Source organism: Sanguibacter sp. Z6_81 (assembly GCF_057180625.1).
Genome location: NZ_JBXUFV010000001.1, coordinates 421610 through 440618, shown reverse-complemented (window position 1 = coordinate 440618; position 19009 = coordinate 421610). Strand labels below are relative to the sequence as shown.

At 71.4% G+C, this 19009-nt stretch carries 20 protein-coding genes; 11 read left to right on the top strand and 9 right to left on the bottom strand.

Annotated features, from left to right (window positions below):
- The first annotated feature begins 8 nt into the window (after positions 1-8).
- Both AC2AXK_RS02080 and AC2AXK_RS02075 read left to right on the top strand, forming a co-directional pair.
- A complete protein-coding gene (locus AC2AXK_RS02080) occupies positions 9-668 on the top strand; it encodes a TetR/AcrR family transcriptional regulator (RefSeq protein WP_484343675.1) in 660 nt (219 codons plus the stop codon).
- A 63-nt stretch (positions 669-731) separates the two neighbouring features.
- The gene (locus tag AC2AXK_RS02075) at positions 732-3245 is read left to right on the top strand and encodes an MMPL family transporter (RefSeq protein ID WP_484343674.1); all 2514 of its coding nucleotides are present in this window, start codon (positions 732-734) and stop codon (positions 3243-3245) included.
- Here the strand turns inward: AC2AXK_RS02075 and AC2AXK_RS02070 are convergent.
- The gene (locus AC2AXK_RS02070; RefSeq protein WP_484343673.1) at positions 3220-4248 is read right to left on the bottom strand and encodes a serine/threonine protein phosphatase; all 1029 of its coding nucleotides are present in this window, start codon (positions 4246-4248) and stop codon (positions 3220-3222) included. The two genes, AC2AXK_RS02075 and AC2AXK_RS02070, sit on opposite strands and share 26 nt — an antisense overlap.
- Positions 4249-4352: 104 nt before the next feature.
- Here AC2AXK_RS02070 and AC2AXK_RS02065 point away from each other — a divergent pair, with 104 nt between their 5' ends.
- Genes AC2AXK_RS02065 through AC2AXK_RS02055 form a run of 3 tightly spaced genes read left to right on the top strand, consistent with a single transcriptional unit; the run spans position 4353 to position 6403 of the window.
- Positions 4353-5225, top strand: coding sequence for a dihydrodipicolinate synthase family protein (locus tag AC2AXK_RS02065; protein WP_484343672.1), 873 nt, complete (start codon positions 4353-4355; stop codon positions 5223-5225).
- Positions 5222-5767: a GNAT family N-acetyltransferase gene (locus tag AC2AXK_RS02060; RefSeq protein WP_484343671.1), complete on the top strand. Its 546-nt coding sequence runs from the start codon at positions 5222-5224 to the stop codon at positions 5765-5767. Before AC2AXK_RS02065 ends, AC2AXK_RS02060 begins: the two co-directional genes overlap by 4 nt.
- 45 nt (positions 5768-5812) lie before the next feature.
- Positions 5813-6403 carry a hypothetical protein gene (locus tag AC2AXK_RS02055; RefSeq protein ID WP_484343670.1) on the top strand — a complete coding sequence of 197 codons (591 nt, stop codon included), beginning with the start codon at positions 5813-5815 and terminating at the stop codon, positions 6401-6403.
- A gap of 61 nt (positions 6404-6464) precedes the next feature.
- On the opposite strand, the gene AC2AXK_RS02050 is transcribed toward AC2AXK_RS02055, so the two are convergent.
- The gene (locus AC2AXK_RS02050) at positions 6465-7328 is read right to left on the bottom strand and encodes a PHP domain-containing protein (protein WP_484343669.1); all 864 of its coding nucleotides are present in this window, start codon (positions 7326-7328) and stop codon (positions 6465-6467) included.
- Positions 7325-8560, bottom strand: coding sequence for an MFS transporter (locus AC2AXK_RS02045; RefSeq protein WP_484343668.1), 1236 nt, complete (start codon positions 8558-8560; stop codon positions 7325-7327). The genes AC2AXK_RS02050 and AC2AXK_RS02045 overlap by 4 nt, the downstream gene beginning before the upstream one ends.
- 84 nt (positions 8561-8644) lie before the next feature.
- Between AC2AXK_RS02045 and AC2AXK_RS02040 the strand changes: the two genes are divergently transcribed.
- Positions 8645-9160: an SRPBCC domain-containing protein gene (locus AC2AXK_RS02040; RefSeq protein WP_484343667.1), complete on the top strand. Its 516-nt coding sequence runs from the start codon at positions 8645-8647 to the stop codon at positions 9158-9160.
- Here the strand turns inward: AC2AXK_RS02040 and AC2AXK_RS02035 are convergent.
- Positions 9133-9762, bottom strand: coding sequence for a hypothetical protein (locus AC2AXK_RS02035; RefSeq protein ID WP_484343666.1), 630 nt, complete (start codon positions 9760-9762; stop codon positions 9133-9135). The genes AC2AXK_RS02040 and AC2AXK_RS02035 overlap by 28 nt on opposite strands.
- Entirely contained in the window at positions 9759-10286 is a 528-nt protein-coding gene (locus AC2AXK_RS02030; RefSeq protein WP_484343665.1) for a GNAT family N-acetyltransferase, read from the bottom strand. Before AC2AXK_RS02030 ends, AC2AXK_RS02035 begins: the two co-directional genes overlap by 4 nt.
- Positions 10287-10374: 88 nt before the next feature.
- On the opposite strand from AC2AXK_RS02030, the gene AC2AXK_RS02025 reads away from it, so the two are divergent.
- Complete coding sequence (locus AC2AXK_RS02025) at positions 10375-10755, top strand: hypothetical protein (RefSeq protein ID WP_484343664.1); 381 nt, start codon at positions 10375-10377, stop codon at positions 10753-10755.
- A gap of 47 nt (positions 10756-10802) precedes the next feature.
- Here the strand turns inward: AC2AXK_RS02025 and AC2AXK_RS02020 are convergent, their stop codons facing one another.
- Both AC2AXK_RS02020 and AC2AXK_RS02015 read right to left on the bottom strand, forming a co-directional pair.
- Positions 10803-12230 carry a serine hydrolase domain-containing protein gene (locus AC2AXK_RS02020; protein WP_484343663.1) on the bottom strand — a complete coding sequence of 476 codons (1428 nt, stop codon included), beginning with the start codon at positions 12228-12230 and terminating at the stop codon, positions 10803-10805.
- A gap of 25 nt (positions 12231-12255) precedes the next feature.
- A complete protein-coding gene (locus tag AC2AXK_RS02015; protein ID WP_484343662.1) occupies positions 12256-12999 on the bottom strand; it encodes a GH25 family lysozyme in 744 nt (247 codons plus the stop codon).
- Between the two features lie 113 nt (positions 13000-13112).
- Between AC2AXK_RS02015 and AC2AXK_RS02010 the strand changes: the two genes are divergently transcribed.
- The gene (locus AC2AXK_RS02010; RefSeq protein WP_484343661.1) at positions 13113-13703 is read left to right on the top strand and encodes a GNAT family N-acetyltransferase; all 591 of its coding nucleotides are present in this window, start codon (positions 13113-13115) and stop codon (positions 13701-13703) included.
- Positions 13704-13739: 36 nt separating this feature from the next.
- Here AC2AXK_RS02010 and AC2AXK_RS02005 read toward each other — a convergent pair whose 3' ends face one another.
- On the bottom strand, positions 13740-14798 hold the full coding sequence (locus AC2AXK_RS02005) for an XdhC family protein (protein WP_484343660.1): 1059 nt from the start codon (positions 14796-14798) through the stop codon (positions 13740-13742).
- 99 nt (positions 14799-14897) lie between these two features.
- On the opposite strand from AC2AXK_RS02005, the gene allB reads away from it, so the two are divergent.
- The 3 genes from allB to AC2AXK_RS01990 are packed head-to-tail and all read left to right on the top strand — an operon-like array spanning position 14898 to position 17876.
- Positions 14898-16391, top strand: coding sequence for an allantoinase AllB (allB, locus tag AC2AXK_RS02000; RefSeq protein ID WP_484343659.1), 1494 nt, complete (start codon positions 14898-14900; stop codon positions 16389-16391).
- Between the two features lie 58 nt (positions 16392-16449).
- Positions 16450-17367 (top strand): factor-independent urate hydroxylase, encoded by a 918-nt coding sequence (gene pucL / locus AC2AXK_RS01995; protein WP_484343658.1) that lies wholly within the window; start codon positions 16450-16452, stop codon positions 17365-17367.
- Complete coding sequence (locus AC2AXK_RS01990) at positions 17364-17876, top strand: nucleoside deaminase (protein WP_484343657.1); 513 nt, start codon at positions 17364-17366, stop codon at positions 17874-17876. Before pucL ends, AC2AXK_RS01990 begins: the two co-directional genes overlap by 4 nt.
- Positions 17877-17903: 27 nt before the next feature.
- Here AC2AXK_RS01990 and AC2AXK_RS01985 read toward each other — a convergent pair whose 3' ends face one another.
- Complete coding sequence (locus tag AC2AXK_RS01985; protein ID WP_484343656.1) at positions 17904-18866, bottom strand: NAD(P)-dependent alcohol dehydrogenase; 963 nt, start codon at positions 18864-18866, stop codon at positions 17904-17906.
- Positions 18867-19009: the final 143 nt, after the last annotated feature.

Below are 19009 nucleotides of genomic sequence, written 5' to 3'. Positions count from 1 at the left end.
GTAAGAACGTGCTCTCCGCTGACCGTCCCGTCGATCGACGGGGTGCCCTCAAGGCCCGCCACCGCCGGGCGATCCTCGACGCCGCCGCGCCCCTCATGGACGAGCGCGGCATCGGGGGCTTCAGCGTCGATGAGCTCGCCGAGCGCGCAGACGTGTCACGGCGCACGATCTTCAACCACTTCTCCTCGTTGAACGACGTGGCCATCACCGTGTGCTCGGAGCGGTTCGACGAAGCCATGGCAGCGCTCGCAGCCAGCTCGGTGGACAGCGCCGACCGGCCAGCCGGCTCGGTCTTCGAGGACGTGGCGCAGACCTTGAGGTCCATGGACCTCACCGCACCGGTGGGCTACCTGGTCCGGGTGCTCACGCCCGACTCGAGCGTGCGGGGGCAGATCTCCGGGCTGTTCAACAGTGCGATGGCGTCGATGAGCAAACGCCTGGCTGCGGATCTTAAGGACCGCCATCCCGAGGCCGACGACCTCGCCGTCGACCTCCTCGTCGCCTCGCTCGTCGCGGGGCTTCCCGTGGTGGCGGCGCGGTGGGCCGAGACCACGGCCGGCGTCGACGACGCCGAGTCGCGGCGGGTCTTCGCCGCGCTGCTGGAACGCTTCCTCGCGGCCATCGGCGACGGATTCTCGTCCGGCGCGGGCTTCGAGCGCACCGCGTGACCGCGTCACCCTCTTCTTGCCCACGACCGACCGCCCTCCCACGACTCACCTCGAAGGACTCTCATGGCTGAACTCCTCTATCGTCTGGGTCGCGCAGCGTCCAGGCACGCCCGACTGGTGATCACCGTGTGGATCGCGATCCTCGTCGCTGCAGGCGCCGCGTTCGCCGTCGCCGGGGGCACCCTGTCCACGGCCATGTCGATCCCCGGCACCCCGACCGAGAAGGTCACCGAGAAGCTGCAGAGCAAGTTCCCCGAAGCCTCGGGCGGCACGGGCACGGTCGTCCTGCAGACCGAGGACGGGTCAGCCTTCACGCAGGAGCAGATCGACGAGATCTCCGCGAGGGTTGCCGAGGGCACGGAGCTCGAGGGCGTGACCGCGCTGGTCGACCCCTTCGCGACGGAGGCGCAGCGCGCCGACCAGGCCGCGCAGATCACGGCCGGTCGTCAGGAGCTCGACACCGCCCGCACCCAGCTCGACACCGGCGCAGCCGAGCTCGTCACCGCCCAGGAGCAGCTCGACGCCGCTCGGGCGGCGGCCGAGTCCTCCGGCACCGCAGACCAGGCCGCGGCTGAGCTCGACGCCCAGCAGGCGACCCTCGACCAGAGCGTCGCCACGCTCGAGGGCCAGCGCGCCGCGCTGGAGGAGCAGAGCACGACGCTCGAGCAGGGAGCGTCCCTGCTCGAGATGGCTGCAGAGATCCGGACCGTCTCGACGGACGGATCGGCCGCGGTCATCACCGTCGCCTTCACGGAACCCCAGCTGGACATCCCCGCCGCCGTCCTCGACTCCGTCATCACGCTCTTCGACGAGCCGATCCCGGGTGTCGAGGCCAACTTCTCCTCCGAGCTCGCCGGTGGGGTCCCGAGTCTGCTCGGCCCCGGAGAGATCATCGGGCTCGTCGTGGCGGCCATCGTCCTCATCGTCATGCTCGGCACCCTCGTCGGTGCCGGCCTGCCGATCCTCACGGCCCTCGTGGGCGTGGGCATCGGCGCGCTCGGTGCGATGTCCCTGTCGGGCGTCGTCGAGATGACCTCCGTGACACCCATCCTCGGTGTGATGCTCGGGCTCGCGGTGGGCATCGACTACTCGTTGTTCATCGTCAACCGGCACCGCCAGCAGCTCAAGCAGGGCTACAGCGTCCCCGAGTCCATCGCGCTGGCGAACGGCACGTCAGGCAACGCCGTCACCTTCGCCGGGCTCACCGTCATCATCGCCCTCGTCGCGCTCAACGTCTCCGGGATCCCCTTCCTGGGCCTCATGGGCACCGTGGGCGCCCTGTGCGTCGCGATCGCCGTGCTCGTCGCCGTCACGTTCATCCCCGCGCTCCTCGGACTCGTCGGGGAGCGGATCCTCAGCCGCCGCGAGCGCGCTGCGCTCAGCGCAACGGCCGGGACGCCCACGACGGAGACGAACACCGCCGCCGCAGCCAAGGTCATGTCGACCCCCGGGGCGGTCGCGCGCGTGCTCATCGGCATCGCCGCGCTGCTCCTCATCGCGCTCCCCGCCCTCGACCTCCGGCTCAACCTGCCCGACGGCTCGACCGAGGCGCACGACTCGACGCAGTACCAGGCGTACGAGACCGTCGCGGAGAAGTTCGGCGAGGGCCAGAACGGCACGCTCCTCGTCGTGGCGGACCTGCCCGCGGGTGGCACGGAGGCCGACGCGCTCGCCGCCCAGGTGCAGATCGCCGACACTCTCTTCACCCAGGACGACGTCGTGGCCGTCGCGCCGATCGGCATCTCGGAGGACGGCACGCTCGTGGCGTTCCAGGTCGTGCCCGAGGAGGGCCCCACGACGGAGTCCACCGAGGTGCTCGTCAACACGCTGCGCGACCTCTCACCGCTTGACGGCACCTACGACATCGGGGTGGCGGGGACCGCCAGCGGCAACATCGACATCTCCGACAAGCTCGCGGACGCTCTGCCGATCTACCTGCTGGTCGTCGTCGGGCTCTCCTTCATCATCCTCGTGCTCGTCTTCCGGTCCGTGTTCGTCCCCATCGTCGCCACGGGGGGATTCATCCTGTCCTACTTCGCGGCCCTCGGTGGCGTCGTCGCGATCTACCAGTGGGGCTGGCTGAGCGCCGTCTTCGGGGTCGACACCCCGGGGCCCGTCCTCAACTTCCTGCCGACGATCCTCGTGGGGATCCTCTTCGGGCTCGCCATGGACTACATGCTGTTCCTCGGGACCGGCATGCGTGAGGCCTACGTCCACGGCGCCCCGGCCCGGGTCGCGATCGCTCAGGGCGTGCGGGCAGGACGTTCGGTGGTCACCGCGGCGGCGATCATCATGGTCTCCGTCTTCGGTGGGTTCGTCTTCTCGCACAGCGCGATGATCCGGCCGATCGGCTTCGCGCTCGCCTTCGGGGTGCTCCTCGACGCGTTCCTCGTGCGCATGCTCATCATCCCCGCGCTCATGCACCTCGTAGGCGACAAGGCGTGGTGGCTGCCGCGCTGGCTCGACCGGATCCTGCCGAACATCGACGTGGAGGGTTCCGCGCTCACCCGTCAGCACCCGCACGTCGCGGCAGGGGAGACGGTCGACGACGTCACGCCAGAGGCGTCCCGGGCGTAAGCCGGTACATCGCGTCGGTGTCGCCGTCGACGAGGCGCCAGCAGAAGGCGTTCATCTCGGCGGCGGCGCCGGCGTGCCAGGCGAGGATCCCGGCGACGACCGGCGGCACGTCCTCCGGGATGGAGCCGCCGGCGCACCGACGCACGTACGCGTTGCGCTCGGCGGGTCCACCGCTGGTCGGCATCGGCACCCCGCACACCGTGGTGACCAGCCAGTTGACCAGTCGCATCGCTGCGTAGTCCGTGTCGTGGTCGGCGTGGGACGCGACGAAGTCGCGCTCGACGTCGGACAGCTCGAACCGTGGCGATGTCGCGAGCCCGAGGTCGACGAGGTAGATCTGATCGTCGTCGGCCCGCATGTTGCCGAAGTGCCCGTCCATGTGCAGGAGCTCGCGGCTCCGGAGGAACGCGACGGCGTCGAAGAGCTGCCGCTCGAACGTCTCGGCGCGGGCCACCGGGTCGTTCAACCAGGTGCCCAGCCGATCAGGAAGGTGCTCGAGGAACAGCACGAGGCTCGAGCCCGCCCGGGCGAGCTCCTCGAGGCGGGTCCGCACCGCCGGGTCGCCGCCGAACTGCGCGACCACCGCCTCGATGTCCTGCTGCTCCGGCGCGACGGGTGGGCGGCCGGGGAGCACCCGCCAGTGGTGCAGGAGGGCGAAGGAGTCGCAGTCCCCGTCGAGGACCCCCTCGGTGACGGTGATGTTGGCGGCCAGCTCACGCCAGGCGCCGAAGCCCGGGCCCGCCAGGGGATGCATGCCGTACTGGCAGGCGAGCGGGAGGTCGTAGAGGTTCGCGGTGCTTTTCGGGTGCGCGAGCTCTCGCTCCGTGATCGGGATCCGCTTGGCGAACACGGGGACGCCATCGACATCGAGCACCGAGGCACCGCCGCCCACACCTACCGTGCTGGCTGGTGCGGCATCGAGGAGCGCCATGAGTGCGTCGTCGTCGCGCGCTGCGAGCGAAGCCGACACGAGGTCATGACGGGCGCGTCGGTCGCTGAGCATCACGACAGTCTGCCTGGCGGGCGAGGTATTCCCTTTCGGTTCGCGACGACGCACTGCACCATGGGTGTTCGCCGACGACGAGAGGTCCCCGCATGTTCACCGGAATGAGCGCATTCCCCCTGACGCCCATGCGCGACGAGCGGGTTGACGAAGACGCCTTCGTCGGGCTCGTCCGCCGCCTCGTTGCTGCGGATGTCGACTCGATCACGGTTCTGGGGTCGACGGGCGCGTATGCGTACCTGTCGCTCGACGAGCGCCGCCGGGTCGCGCGCCTCGCCCTCGAGCACTCCGCGGGGGTGCCCGTCATCGTCGGCGTGGGGGCGCTGCGCACCCGTGACGTCGTGGCGCTGGCCGCGGACGCTCAAGGGATCGGAGCGGCGGGCGTGCTGGTTGCTCCGGTGTCGTACCAGACCCTGACCCGCGACGACGTCTACCGGCTCTTCCAGGACGTCACCGCTGCCACGTCGCTGCCTGTCGTCGCGTACGACAACCCGCGCACGACGCACTTCACCTTCGACGACGACCTCTACCGCTCCGTCGCTGAGCTTCCAGGGATCCGCTCGATCAAGATCCCCGGCGTGCCGAGCGACCCTCGGGACGCCGTGGAGCGGATCAGCACTCTCCGTGAGCTTCTCCCAGAGGACGTGACGATCGGGATCTCCGGTGACCCCTTCGCGGCCACGGCACTCAACGCGGGATGCGACGTCTGGTACTCCGTCATCGGCGGCACCCTCCCGGCGCCGGCCCTCGCGATCGCCCGCGCGGCGCTCTCCGGCGACGCGGCGCGAGCAGCGGGACTGTCTGACGAGCTGGCGACAGTCTGGGCGATGTTCGCGCAGCACGGCAGCCTCCGCGTCGTCGCGGCGATCGCCGAGCACCTCGGTCTTGCCCAGAGCGGAAGTCTGCCGCTGCCACTGCTCGGCCTGGACGGCGCACAGCGGAGAGAGCTCGCGGACGTCCTCGGATCGATCGCGTGACGTGGCCCCGCGCGACCCAGCTCCGCACTGCGCGCCTCGTCCTGGAGCCGTTGGGTCCCGAGCACGTCACAGAGATGGTCGCGGCACTTGCGGCGCCCGAGCTCTACGCCTTCATCGGCGGCGAACCCCCGACGGAGGACGTCCTGCGTCCCCGCTACGAGATGCAGGCCGCCGGGCAGTCACCGACTGGTGATGCCGGTTGGTTGAACTGGATCATCCGCTCGGAGGCGGCGCGTGAAGCCGTCGGATACGTGCAGGCGACGCTCACCAAGGACGACGACGCGCTCGCCGCAGACATCGCGTGGCTCGTCGCGCCTTCCGCGCAGCGCCAAGGCCTTGCGACGGAAGCGGCCACAGCCATGCTCGACTGGCTCCTGGAGCAGCAGGTCGTCGTCGTGCAAGCCTTCATCTTTCCCGACCACGACGCTTCTGCGGGCGTCGCGCGGCGGCTCGGGCTCGTGCCCACCCCGAAGCTGGTCGACGGTGAGACGCTCTGGGAGCTCAATCTGCGACCAGTGAGCGCCTCAGCAGAGCCGCGATGAACCGCGGCCTGTCGTCGTCCGCGTCGATACCGCTAGGTTGACGCGATGGGACTGGCCGAGGTGGACCGCAGCCGCACCCAGCCACGTGCGCTCTGGTGCACGATGCTGCTCGGAGTCGGGCTGGTCGTCTCCGGATGCTCGGCAGGTGCCGGGGGCTCGGACGGGACGCTCGCCAAGGTCGACGGGTGGCGCGACGAGCTCGGAGACTCTTCTCCGTTTCTCATCCTCGAGGTCGCCTACGACGGCGAGACGGCCCGGACGCTGTGGGAGGAGAACGTCAGCGACGACCTCCCTGCGCAGGAGGGCGAGCCGCACGCGCCGGGCGTCTACGGCGACCTGGCGGACGTCGACTTCGAGGAGCAGGTGGTGGCCCTGTTCTCCTCCGGCGAGTCGAGCAGCTGCCCGGCGTGGGTCGACAAGGTCACGACTCAGGACGACGGCGACGTCGACATCACCCCCGTCGAGGACACGCAGGGCGGTGACGGGTGCCTGGCGGACTTCAACCCGTACCGGGTCGTCGTCGTGGTCGACCGGGACGACGTCCCCGACGCTGATGCGTTGAGCACCGCCCGCGTTCTCGTCGACGGGCGCGAGGCGCCCAACGCTGTCATGAGGGAGTACCCGACGACACCGTGACGAGGTCCCTGCTGAGTCTCGCCAGGGAGATCCGACAAGGGGTCAGCCCGCTGCCGCGGGTCTAGATCGCGTGCGCCCGCCGCCAGAGTTCTTCCGGCGTGCTCCCGGGTCGAAAGCCGAAGTGCTCGAGCATCGCGGTGGCTTCGGGGAAGTGTGCGGCGACGGCGTCCGGTGTGTGGGCGTCGCTGCCGAAGCTCACAGCCGCACCGCCCTCGTCGGCCCACCACTCCGGGACCCACGGCCAGAGCCGCCGGGTGTTCATCTCGAGGGCCCGGCCGGCCTGGGCGATCGACCGGAGCGCCGCCCGGAAGCCGTCCTCGAACAGGCGGGGGTCGAACGGCCCTGCCGTGCTCGCGGGCCATGTCCGGACCGCGTAGTCGATGTGCGTGACGACCTCGAACACGTCGGAGCTGGCGACCATGACCGGGATCTGCGCGAGGTAAGCGTCCATGACGTCGGCAGGGGCGTGCTCGCGGTACAGGGTGTGGGGCTCGGCCGGTCCGTCGCCGAGGTCGAGCGTGTGCAAGGAGCCGAGCACCCTGTCGATGAGATCGAGGTCCAAGAGCTCCGCTGCCTGGCGGCCGACGAGGTGCGGTTGCCCGAGCTCGAGCCCGGTGTGGACCCGAAGGCCCGGGAACTCGTGGCGCATGCGGTCGACGGCGTCGAGGTACCCAGCGGCATCGAACGGCACGAAGTCGACGGTGCCCGCACTCGTGAGGAGGTCCTGCTGGTGCGGCATGAGGTCTTGCGGCTCCGCGCGCCACGTCCCGGGAATGTCGAGGTGCTCCGTGAAGTAGATCGCCTCGAGCCCGATCCGCACCGCCTGCGCGCACGTGGCGCGCATGCGCCCGACCGCGGGGGAGGAGGGGCCGCCCGTGTCCCAGGACCACTCGCTGTGCACGTGGCTGTCGGCTGGCAACGTCATCGCACCATGATGCTCGATCCTGTGGGCAGGCCCGATTCACCGTGCTCCTCGCCGGGCAGCGTGAGCGCAGCCAGGAGGGAGCAGGCCACGAACACCGCGGCACCGACAGCCACGGGCAGGATCAGGTCGACTGCGCCGAGGATCCCGCCCAGCGCTGAGCCCGCAGCAAGGCCCAGGAGCCCGAGCACGCGGCCAGCACCTCCGACGCGTCCCAGCAGGTCGTCCGGGACGAGCCGCTGGCGCAGCGAGACAGCGCAGATGCCCCAGACGACCGCGTGCAGGATGTACACCGCGAGGAGCAGGCCGGCGACGACCGGATGCGTCGTGACCGCGAGCCCGCCGAGACTCGCCGCCCCGAGGGCCAGACTGCCCACGATCGTCCACCGGTACCCGAGGCGTTGCCGGAGCCGTGGCGCGAGGAACGAGCCCAGCAGCCCACCGAGCGCGGAGAACGCGAGGAGCAGTCCGTAGCCGGTGCCGTCGAGCCCGAGACGCTCGTGTGCGAACAGGACGAGGATCGAGAAGGCCAGCATGTAGCCGACGCTCGCGAGCGCCCCGATGAGCGCCAGTGCGCCGACGACCCGGTGCCGCGCCAGCCAGGCGATCCCGTCGCATGCCTCGGTGGAGATCGAGGGGCGACGCCCGGTCGTGACGGGTGGTCGCGACGAGCCCCGGATCGGCAGGGCGAGGGCGACAAGACCCGCGACGGCCCACAGCCCACCCATCGCGAACACGGGCGCTGCCGCCGCGAGAGCGAACAAGAGGCCGCCGAGCGGCGGGCCGGCGAACTCGTCGGCGATGAGCCGGGTCGCCGCGATCCTCCCGTTGGCGGTGTCGAGCCGTTCGCGATCGACGAGGGACGGCACGATGGCGACCGCGGCGTCGTCGGCCATGCTCTCGAACGTCCCGACCACGGCCATGGCCGCGTACAGGACGACCAGCGAGGAGACGCCGACGTGGATGGTCAGCGCCAGACCCAGCAGGGCGCCACCGCGCAGGAGGTTGGCTGTGACGAGGAGGGTGCGCCGGTCGACCCGGTCGACCCAGACGCCGATCGGCAGGGCGACCAGGAGGCGGACGACGGCGTAGAGCGTGGCGAGCCCCGCGACGAGGCGCGGGTCGTCCGTCATGGAGGCCGCGAGGAGCGGCATCGACACGAAGGCGATGCCGTCGGCGACGTTGGACAGAGCGTTCGCGCTCACGAGCACGCCAAGACCGCGACCGGGGAGCACCCGCCCACTCTAGAGGCGGCCGAACTGAGCACTGCGCGGCGGGTCGTCATGTCGGAGGCGTACCGATCGGGCACGATCGGCCGGATGCAGACACCGACGATCACCGGCCACGCCGGGACGGCTACGTCCGACGTGCGGCTGCGGGTCGAGCTTCCAGCGTCCTCGAACGAGGCGTGGGACGCACTGACCTCGAGTCCGCGGACGAGCCAGTGGCTCGGCCGCCTGAGCGTCGACTCCCTCACCGGGGGCGCCCGGTTCGCCTTGTGGCACGACGACGAGGTCCGCTCCGAGCACGTGGTGGAGCAGTGGAGCCCCGGACAGCTGTTGACCTTGACGTGGGACTTCCCGGAGGAGCGCCCCAGCCGGGTGACCTTCGCCCTCAGCGACGCGACGGCCGCCACCTCGACGTTGACACTGCACCACGAGGAGCTGGAGGACCCGGTGTCCTATGCCGCTGGGTGGCACCGCCACCTCGAGTACCTCCACGCACACCTGAGCGGCCGCGGCCTGCTGATCGAGGACTTCTGGGACGGGTACGACGACCTGGTCGACCTGTACACCTCAAAGACCTCTCAGGCCCTGGGTGACGACACGGACTGAGGTGCCCTCTGCCGCGACCAGTGCCGCGTCAGCTTGAGGGCGCCGAAGCCCAGGGCGGTGACGAGCACCCCGAAGAGGACCGCACCGACGCCCGCAGCCGTCCGGACCGTGTCGGACATGCCGTCGTCCTCGGCGACGGCGAACGACTGGACACCTTCCCCGGTGCAGGTGAGGTACTCGGGCTCCATCCACCCTGAGCCGCGCGCCGTCGTCATCACCGGCCGGTACTCCAGGCCGTCGCCCGCATCGACGACCACGGACGCCGTACCTTCCACCGCAACGGGCTCGAGACTGCCGGACCGCTGCTCGCCCGTGGTGTAGACGCGGGACTTCCACGTGCACTCGACCGTGGGCGGTTCGACGCTCGACGGGTGGGCCAGGACCATGAAGTCTCCCGGGCGAAGCCCGGCCCCATCCTTACCGCTGACCTTGAGCTCCTGCCCCGGCGCGAAGTGCGCGGCAGCGCTGACGGTCGTGCGCTCCTGGAACGGCCCGACCCCGCTGAACGCGGCGACGCCCATGAGGATCATGAACGGGCCACCGATCAGCCCGACGAAGATCCACATCGCGACGACCGTACGGAAGCGTTCTTGCCATCTCACGGGTGATCCCCTCGCGGAGTAGTGCTCCAGTCCGGGTGAAGGAGCTCGAACCGTTCGTAGTGGGAGTCCTGGCCGAGGAAGGTCGCAGCCTCGCCACGGCCGATGGGGTGAAGGCCGGTCTTCTCCAGGACCCGGATCGATGCGAGGTTCGCCGCGACGGCCTCGGCCCAGATGCGACGTAGGCCGAGCTGCTGGAACCCGTAGGCGACGCCTGCTCTCGCCGCGGCGGTCGCCAACCCGCGGCCCCACCGGGAGGACGGGCCGATGACGTACCCCAGCTCCCGCTCGTCTGCGCCGCTGCCGTGCAGGTCGACGAAGCCGACGAGTACTCCCGCTTCGACCACTCCGAGGCGCCGAAGCAGCGCGTCCGGGTCGGCGATGCTGGTGCTCCACCACTCCTGGGCAGCGCTCTCAGAGCTCGCGCGCCACTCGGCGTGGGCGGCGAACGTCGGGTCGGTCTGCCACCGGCCGAGCGTTCGAGCATCGCACGGGACGAGTTCACGCAGGGTGAGACGACTACTCATCCAGCCACGATCGCAGACGTCCAGCGTCGATCGCTCCTCCGCACACCGCTCGAGAAGGCGAGATGGGCGAATTGCTACTCTCGACGCCGTGATGTCTGTCGGCGTATGGCTCGTCATTGATTCGGTCCTGGATAACGCGATCTCCAACGAGATCCACTCAGGCATGGCTGATGACGATGTCGTCGGCCGCGCCAGGTCGCTGCGCGAACGTGGGTGGGCGCTGAGTGCCGCGCACCCGCTCCGTGGCCAGGGTCTCGTCGGCTGGCCTCCCAGGGAAGCCGAGCTCGACATCGAGCTGGACGATGCGGATGTCACGTTCGTCCTGACCCAGCTGCAGGGTGCTATCGATGTGACCCGGCAGATCATGGCATCGGATCGGATTCATCCGCAGGTGCGTGCCGAGCAGGAGGGCGGTCTCGTGGGGCTTGTCGAGGTGCGCGACGCCCTTCTCCGAGCTACGCGTTCATAGCGCGTCTCCCGTGCGGCTGAGGGGCTGGTTGCTCATGATGCCTCCGCCTACGCGAACTCTGGCCGGGTGACCATGGGTGACCGCAGGTGCAGCTCCAGGCGCGGGGTCGTCAGGGGCACGGTGCTCCACGTCGCGAGGGCGGAGCCGGTCGCGGCGTCGACCGTCAGCCGGACGCGGTGCGGGGTGGTGACGATGCGCAGGTCGGCGACGAAGATGTCGCCCTGCCAACCGCCGGACGCCATGACAGGGCGTCCCAGCGGTGAGCTCTCCCGCCATTCGCAGTGGCCCACGTCGATGCGCATCGTCCCGAGGTCCACCACCCACCCGCGGTCGGCAGGGCCGATCACCACCGCGGTCCCGTGAGGCAGCGGTGAGCTCTCGGCTGTGCCGTCGAGCCGTGCCCGGACGGAGCGCCCGTCGTCGGACGAGCCGGAGACCGGGGCGAGCGACAGTCGGCGCAGGCGCCCGGCGAGGGCCTCGTCGTCCTCGGCGCTGCTCGTGTCGTCGAGCCCGGGGAGCAGGCACTCCCAGAGGGCGTCGAGGACGACCTGCGCGTCCCCCTCCGCGGTCACGGCGACGACGAGGTCGTGCGCCGGGACCACCACGCACTGCTGACCGAACGCACCATGCCCGTGGTACCCGTGCCGCGACATCCAGAACTGGTACCCGTAGCCGCAGAGGAAGTCCGTGGAGTCCGACCCGTCGTCCTTCGACCACAAGCTGTCGGCGTGCCGACGTGTCGCGAGCTCCACCCACTCGCGGGGCACGAGCTGACGGTGGCCCCAGCGGCCAGCACGCAGCATCAGCTCCCCGAAGGCGATGACCGCCTCGGTCGTCAGGTGCAGTCCGTGGAACCCGTAGACAGCGCCGCTCCCCACCCGGTCCCACTCGGCGTGCTCGATGCCCATGGGTGCGAAGAGTCGCTCGTCGAGCAACTCCGGGAGGCTGCGGCCCGTGACGCGCTCCACCATGCGCGCCAGGACGAAGGTCGTCGAGTTGTCGTAGCTGTGCCCTTCTCCCTCGGGTGCCAGGGCCGGGACGCGGAGGAAGCCTGCGACGAGGTCGCGCGGCTCCAGTCGCCACGCTTCCTCGAGGCTGTCCGCGACATGGCCGGTCGTCATGGACAGCAGGTGGTGGACCGTGAGGCGCCGGCCCTGCTCCGAGATGTCGTCCGGCACGTGGTCGGGCAGGACGTCGACCACCCGGTCATCGAGCGCGAGTAACCCGTCGTTCACGGCGAAGCCCACGGCGACCGAGGTGAACGACTTCGTCAGGGAGTACAGGAGGTGCGGGCGCTCGGCCGAGTACGGGGCCCACCAACCCTCGGCGACGACGGTGCCGTGCCGGGCGATCATGAGGGAGTGGCACTCCACGTCGTGAGCCTGGAGCCGGTCCAGCACGGCGGAGACTGCGCGCGACGAGACTCCGGCGGCGGCCGGCGTCGATCGAGGGAGGAGCTCGCTCAGGACTGGCATCCGGGCAGCCTAGCGAGGTGGGCGCTCACTCGCGCTGAAGCTCGTCCAGCCGCGCGACGTCCACGTCGACACGCCCGTCGACCCCGTCGACAGTGCCCCACCAGGACAGCTGCCACACCGTCCAGGTGGAGTCCGGCCGGCCGACGAAGCTCACGAGCCACGACGGGCGGTCGGAGCGCTCGAGCACCGGGTACTCGCCCTCCCAGTCCGCACCCACATAGAGCAGCGTGTCCGTGCCCCAGGCCTCCTCGACGACGGCGAGGAACGCGTCGAGCTCGGCGTTCACCTCGTCCGCGGGCGGTCGGGCGCTGCAGTTCCCGGCGAGCTCGAGGTCCACCGCGGGCGGCAGCGCACCCGGTTCTGGGGGAGCGGTCCGCAGGAAGTGCTCGGCCTGCTCGGCGCCCGGGTCGCACAGCGTGAAGAAGTGGTAGGCGCCGCGAGCGATGCCGGCGTCGTCCGCTCCGGACCAGTTCTCGACGAACCGGCGGTCGAGGAACGTCGTGCCCTCGCTCGCCTTGAGGTAGGCGAAGGTGATGTCGTCCCCGGCGACCGCGTCCCAGTCGATCGTGCCCTGGTGGTGGCTCACGTCGACGCCGAACACCTCGCCGTCGCGCAGCGCCGGGCGGTGGTGGGGCGCCCACAGGTAGACCCCGCCCGCGAGCAGGGCCGCGACGAGCAGCAGCGCGGCGCCGCCGATCAGCCAGCGGTGCCGAGAGCGCCGTGGGGTGGGCGGGGGGACGGGCCGGTCAGCGGGGGAGGAGTCGGTCACAGCGGACATCGTCGCGCAGGTCTGCGATCCCTGGGCATCAGTCTCATCGTCGGGCGGCGCGCGCTCGCGCCACCCGATCCGCAGCGGCAGCTCGCCACGTACCATCCTGGTCTGTGACCGAAAACCACCAGAATGCCCACACCCCGCTCGACGACGTGTCGTGGCCGCTCCGCACCGAACGTCTCACGCTCCGCCGGGTGACCATGGCCGACGAGGACGCCATGTGGGCCTACCGCCAGCGGGAGGACGTCGGCCGGTGGGGAGCCTGGCACCCCGCGGACCAGGCCGACTGGCGTGACCTTCTCGGCAGCCGCCTGAGTGATCTCCTCGTCATCGAGCTCGACGGGCACATCATCGGGGACCTCATGGTCCGGGTGGTGGACGCCTGGGCCCAGCGCGAGGTGGCGGACCAGGCCAGAGGGCAGCAGGCCGTGATCGGGTGGGCCCTGCACCCGGACCTCGGGGGGCAGGGGTATGCGACGGAGGCGGTGCGGGAGCTCCTCCGGCTCTGCTTCGACGACCTGCGTGTCCACCGGGTGGTCGCCGACGTGTTCGCCGCGAACGAGCTCTCCTGCCGACTTGCCGAGCGGGTGGGGATGCGCCGGGAGATCTACGCCGTGCGTGACTCCTTCCACCGTGACCTGGGGTGGATCGATGCCATCGGGTACGCGCTCCTCGCCGACGAGTGGGGAGCCCAGCTCTGATCACAGTCGCCCGACGGCGTCACCGGCCCCGCAGGGTCACCGGGTCGGGGTGGCCCCGCGGTGGACCGGCCCGCCGACGTCGCGCAGCGAGAGCCCTGTCCCGCCCGTCCGGGCGAGCAGGACCTCGGCGAGGATCGCCACCGCCGTCTCCTGCGGGGTGCTCCCCCCGAGGTCGAGCCCGATCGGTGAGTGCAGCCGTGCGAGCTCGTCCTGCGTGAGGCCCGCCTCCCGCAGCGCCGTCTCACGGGTCTCGTGCGTCCGCCGCGAGCCCATCGCGCCCACGTAGGCGAGCGGCATCCGCAGGGCCGCGACGAGCAAGGGGACCTCGAACTTGGGGTCGTGCGCGAGGACGCACACGACGCTGCGCTCGTCGAGCCGCCCGGCGGCGAGCTCGCCCTGGAGGTACCGGTGCGGCCAGGCCACGACGACCTCGTCCGCGCCGGGGAAGCGCTCGGGCCGCGCGAAGACGGGACGGGCGTCGCACACCGTGACCGTGTACCCGACGAGCGCCCCGGCCGCCGTGAGCGCGACGGCGAAGTCGTTGGCCCCGCACACCACCATCCGCGCCGGTGGCCGGAGCACCTCGTGGAACACCTCGACCGTCCCCGGCCCCGTCCCGACGAGCACGAGCCCGGTCACGCAGGGCCGGTCGGCGCCCATCGCGCCGGCAGGGATCGCCCGCCCCACGCGGTCAGCGTCGTCCCCCGGCCCACCCGCGACGACGGCGACCCGCGCCCCCCGCCCCCGCGCGGCCGAGCGCAGCTGCCCGAGGGTCGCGTCGTCGTCGGGCAGCAGGGCGACGAGGACGTCGATCGAGCCGCCGCACGTGAGGCCCACCGCGATCGCGGCCTCGTCGCTGATGCCGAAGCGTTGCCGCACCGCCCGCCCGGTCGCGAGGACGTCGAGCGCGAGGTCGTACACCGCGCCCTCCACGCACCCGCCGGACACGCTGCCCACCACCGCGCCGTCGTCGGAGACCGCCATCGAGGCCCCCGCGGGCCGCGGCGCGCTGCCGTGCACGGCGACGACCGTGGCCACCGCGACGCGGCGGCCGTCGGCGACGAGTCCCAGGAGCGCAGCAGCGATGTCGAGCACGATTCCCCCTGTCGTCCGCCGTTCACAGGGGCGTTACACGCACCTGAGACCGTGGCATCCCGGCCGACCGACCGGGTGCGGTCCCACGTTAGGACGCCCGTGTATCCCCCACGTTTCGACCTCGTCATCCGCAGCACCGCCGTGCACACTCCCGCAGGTCCGCGCCCGGCGGCGGTCGCGGTGCGCGCTGGCGTCGTCGCGCTCGTCACCGACCGCGGTGCCGTCCTCGACGCCGTGCAGGACGTCACGCTCCCGGACGACCAGGTGCTGCTGCCCGGCGTCGTCGACACCCACGTCCACGTCAACGAGCCCGGCCGCACCGAGTGGGAGGGGTTCGTGTCCGCGACCCGCGCCGCGGCCGCCGGGGGAGTGACGACGTTCGTCGACATGCCGCTCAACTCCGTCCCCGCGACGACCGACCCGGCTGCACTCGCGGTGAAGCGCGCCGCGGCGGACGGCCGCGTAGCCGTCGACGTCGCGTTCTGGGGCGGGGCCGTCCCGCAGAACCTCGGCTCCCTCGCCGCCCTGCACGACGCCGGGGTGCTCGGCTTCAAGTGCTTCCTCGCGCCCTCGGGCGTCGACGAGTTCGAGCACCTCGACCGTGACCAGCTGTGGGCCGCGCAGGCCGAGCTCGCCGGGCTGGGGCCGGACGGCGCCCTGCTCATCGTGCACGCCGAAGACCCCGGCGTGCTCGACGCCCACGAGGCCGCTCCGGACGTCGACGGGCGCGTCTACGCGCACTTCGTCGCCTCCCGGCCCCCGGCGGCGGAGACCGCCGCCATCGGCGACGTCATCGAGGGCCTGCGCCGCTACGGCGGCCGGGCGCACATCCTTCACCTGTCCGCCGCCGACGCGCTCCCGCAGATCCGCGCAGCGAAGGGAGAGGGCCTGCACCTCACGGTGGAGACCTGCCCGCACTACCTCACGCTCGCCGCCGCGGACGTGCCCGACGGCGGCACCCAGTTCAAGTGCTGCCCACCCATCCGCGACGACGCGAACCGGGACCTGCTGTGGGCCGGCCTCGTCGACGGGACCATCGACTGCATCGTCAGCGACCACTCCCCGAGCACGGTCGACCTCAAGTACGGCGGCGCCGAGCCCGGGCACGGGGACTTCGGGGTCGCCTGGGGCGGGATCGCCGGGCTGCAGCTCGGCCTGCCGGCCGTGTGGACCGAGGCCCGACGCCGCGGGCTCGCGCTCGACGACGTCGTGCGGTGGATGTCGTCGGCCACGGCGGACCTCGTCGGGCTGGGCAGCGGTGCGGCGACCGCGCCGACGACCCCCGGCCGCAAGGGACGTATCGCCGTCGGAGCGGACGCCGACCTCGTCGCGTTCGCCCCCGACGCGTCGTTCCGCGTCGACGCGACCCGGCTCGAGCACCGCAACCCGGTGACGGCCTACGACGCGCGGGACCTGCACGGCGTCGTGCACGGGACGTGGCTGCGGGGCCAGCAGGTGTTCGCCGCGGACGGGGCTGGCGCGGACGGGGCTGGCGCGGACGGGGCTGGCGCGGACGGGGCTGGCGCGGACGGGGCGCGGCTGCCGACCGGACGTCTGCTCGACCGCCCAGCCGTCGAGCTCGCGCAGCCCTGAAACACAGGGGTCACACCCTCCTGACACCCCGGTCACACCGGCCTGTCAGCCTCGGCGCATGACGATCGTCCTCGGAGACACCCAGTACGGCAAGGCGGAGAGCCGCGTCGTGCGGCTCACCCGCGACACCCCCCGACACGAGATCACGGACCTGTCCGTGACGACCGCCCTGCGGGGAGACTTCTCGGCGGCCTACCTCGTGGGCGACCAGAAGGACGTCCTCCCGACGGACTCGCAGAAGAACACGGCGTTCGCCTACGCCAAGAGCGTCGGCATCGCGTCGATCGAGACGTACGGGCTCGCGCTCGCCCGGCACTTCGTCGACGACGTCGCACCCGTCGTGGGCGCCCGCATCGAGATCGAGCAGCACCTGTGGGACCGCGTCGTCATCGACGGCACGGAGCACGACCACACGTGGGTGCGCTCCGGCACCGAGGTCCGCACCGCGGCCGTCACGGTCGAGACACTGCCCGACGGCGCGCAGCGCGCCCACGTCATCGGGGGCCTCAAGGACCTCGTCGTCCTCAAGTCCACGGGCTCGGAGTTCCACGGCTTCCTCACCGACGAGTACACGACGCTCCCCGAGGTGACCGACCGTGTCATGGCGACGTCGCTCGTCGCCCGCTGGCGGTTCGCGAGCGACGCCGTCGAGCGGGACGACTGGAACCACGTGTACGCCGCGGTCCGCGCGATCCTCGTGCGGAAGTTCGCGACCGTGCACTCCCTCGCCCTCCAGCAGACGCTGTGGCACATGGGTCGGGCTGTCCTCGAGGCGTACCCCGAGATCGCGGAGATCCGGCTCGCCGCCCCGAACAAGCACCACTTCCTCAGCGACCTCACGCCCTTCGGCGTCGAGAACCACGGTGAGGTGTTCTATGCGGCGGACCGGCCGTACGGTCTCATCCAAGCGACGGTCACGCGCGACGACGCACCCGACGCGGGCACCGCGTGGGACGCCTCGGCGGGGCTCGCATGAGCGCCGAGGAGCTGGCGCCGATCACCGACGAGCTGGCGCCGATCACCGACGAGCAGTGGCTCGCCCACACGCTCTCGCTCGCGGTGAGCAACGTCAAGGAGGGCGGCGGGCCGTTCGGCGCCGTGATCGTCCGCGACGGTCAGCTCGTCGCCTTCGGACAGAACCACGTCACGCGGGACAACGACCCGACCGCGCACGCCGAGGTCACGGCCATCCGCTCCGCGTGCACGGCCGAGGGGACGTTCTCCCTCGCGGGCGCGACCCTCTACACGTCCTGCGAGCCGTGCCCCATGTGCCTCGCGGCGGCGTTGTGGGCCCGCCTCGACCGCGTCGTCTTCGCCGCGGACCGGCACGACGCGGCCCGCGGCGGGTTCGACGACCTCGAGTTCTACGAGCTGTTCGCGAGGGACCGCTCTACGTGGCCTGCCCCCGTCGAGGGCATGGTCCTCCCGCGGGCCGCGGCCCCCTTCGACGCCTGGCTGGCCTCGGCGACACGCACCGACTACTGAGCGCCTGCGCGGACCACGCTCTGCAGGTCAGGCGATCGAGATCACGAGCTTTCCGTGCACGCCTCCCGACTCGAGCCGCCGGTGCGCTGCGCCGATGGAGTCCAGGGGGTACACGGTGTCGAGGACGGGACGGATGGCCCCCCGGTCGGCGAGCGACGCCACCTCGGCCAGGATCTCCGTCCGCGGTGCTCCTCGGAAGAACCGCACGCGCTGAGCGCCGTGCACGGTGGACCACGCCATGGAGCCCAGGTCCCGGAGGATGTGGTCGAGGTCGAGCGAGAGGGCGACGAACCGCCCACCCTGGGAGAGCCTCTTCCGGTACGCGAGGTGCCTGCCCGCGGTGGACGCGTCGATGATGACGTCGAAACGCGGGAGCCGCGAGGGCGGGGTCGCATAGTCGAGAACGTCGTCGGCGCCGAGCCCTCGCACGAAGTCGGCACTCGAGGGCCTGGCGAGTCCTGTCACGTGCGCCCCCAGCGCTCGGCCGAGCTGCACGACGACGCTGCCCACGCCACCCGCGGCCCCACGGACGAGGAGCCGCTCACCCGGCTTGATGCGGGCTTCGTCACGCAGCGCCCGCAGGCCTGTCGTCCCCCCGGCCAGCAGCGTGACGGCCTCGTGGTCGTCGAGCTTCTCCGGGACGCCGGACAGGTGGTCCTCGGGGACGACGACGAACTCGGCGGCGCTGGACAACCCTGCCTTCTCGCGCACGGTGCCCCACACCCGCTGTCCTGCTGTGTGGGTCGATGCCCCACGGCCGTGCCCGACGACGGTCCCGACGAGGTCGAGCCCGGTCTGCCGGGGCAGTGTCCGGCCGAGGAGCAGCGTGGCCCGACCAGCACGGTCGAGCAGCTCGCCACCGTTGACCGAGACGGCCGCCACCCGCACGAGCACCTCCCCGGCTGCGGGCTCGGGGACAGGGATGCGGTCGATCTGCAACACCTCTGGGGTGCCGAACTGGTGGAACCGTGCAGCGCGCATGTCGTTCATGGGGACGTCTCCTCGTCGTGGGGGCATCATGACCGTAGGAGTTGAGACGTTCGAGGTCGTCCGTCTTGATGGAAGTGAGACCGATCAGCGCGGGGATCTCTCGGAACGGCGGGCACGTGAGCGGATCGGCGAGACGCGACGCG

Excerpts from the sequence above, each read along its gene's own strand:
- AC2AXK_RS02075 (WP_484343674.1), top strand. The coding sequence starts at position 732 with ATGGCTGAACTCCTCTATCGTCTGGGTCGCGCAGCGTCCAGGCACGCC.
- AC2AXK_RS02070 (WP_484343673.1), bottom strand. The coding sequence starts at position 4,248 with ATGCTCAGCGACCGACGCGCCCGTCATGACCTCGTGTCGGCTTCGCTC.
- AC2AXK_RS02065 (WP_484343672.1), top strand. The coding sequence starts at position 4,353 with ATGAGCGCATTCCCCCTGACGCCCATGCGCGACGAGCGGGTTGACGAA.
- AC2AXK_RS02055 (WP_484343670.1), top strand. The coding sequence starts at position 5,813 with ATGGGACTGGCCGAGGTGGACCGCAGCCGCACCCAGCCACGTGCGCTC.
- AC2AXK_RS02050 (WP_484343669.1), bottom strand. The coding sequence starts at position 7,328 with ATGACGTTGCCAGCCGACAGCCACGTGCACAGCGAGTGGTCCTGGGAC.
- AC2AXK_RS02040 (WP_484343667.1), top strand. The coding sequence starts at position 8,645 with ATGCAGACACCGACGATCACCGGCCACGCCGGGACGGCTACGTCCGAC.
- AC2AXK_RS02030 (WP_484343665.1), bottom strand. The coding sequence starts at position 10,286 with ATGAGTAGTCGTCTCACCCTGCGTGAACTCGTCCCGTGCGATGCTCGA.
- AC2AXK_RS02020 (WP_484343663.1), bottom strand. The coding sequence starts at position 12,230 with ATGCCAGTCCTGAGCGAGCTCCTCCCTCGATCGACGCCGGCCGCCGCC.
- pucL (WP_484343658.1), top strand. The coding sequence starts at position 16,450 with ATGACGATCGTCCTCGGAGACACCCAGTACGGCAAGGCGGAGAGCCGC.
- AC2AXK_RS01990 (WP_484343657.1), top strand. The coding sequence starts at position 17,364 with ATGAGCGCCGAGGAGCTGGCGCCGATCACCGACGAGCTGGCGCCGATC.
- AC2AXK_RS01985 (WP_484343656.1), bottom strand. The coding sequence starts at position 18,866 with ATGAACGACATGCGCGCTGCACGGTTCCACCAGTTCGGCACCCCAGAG.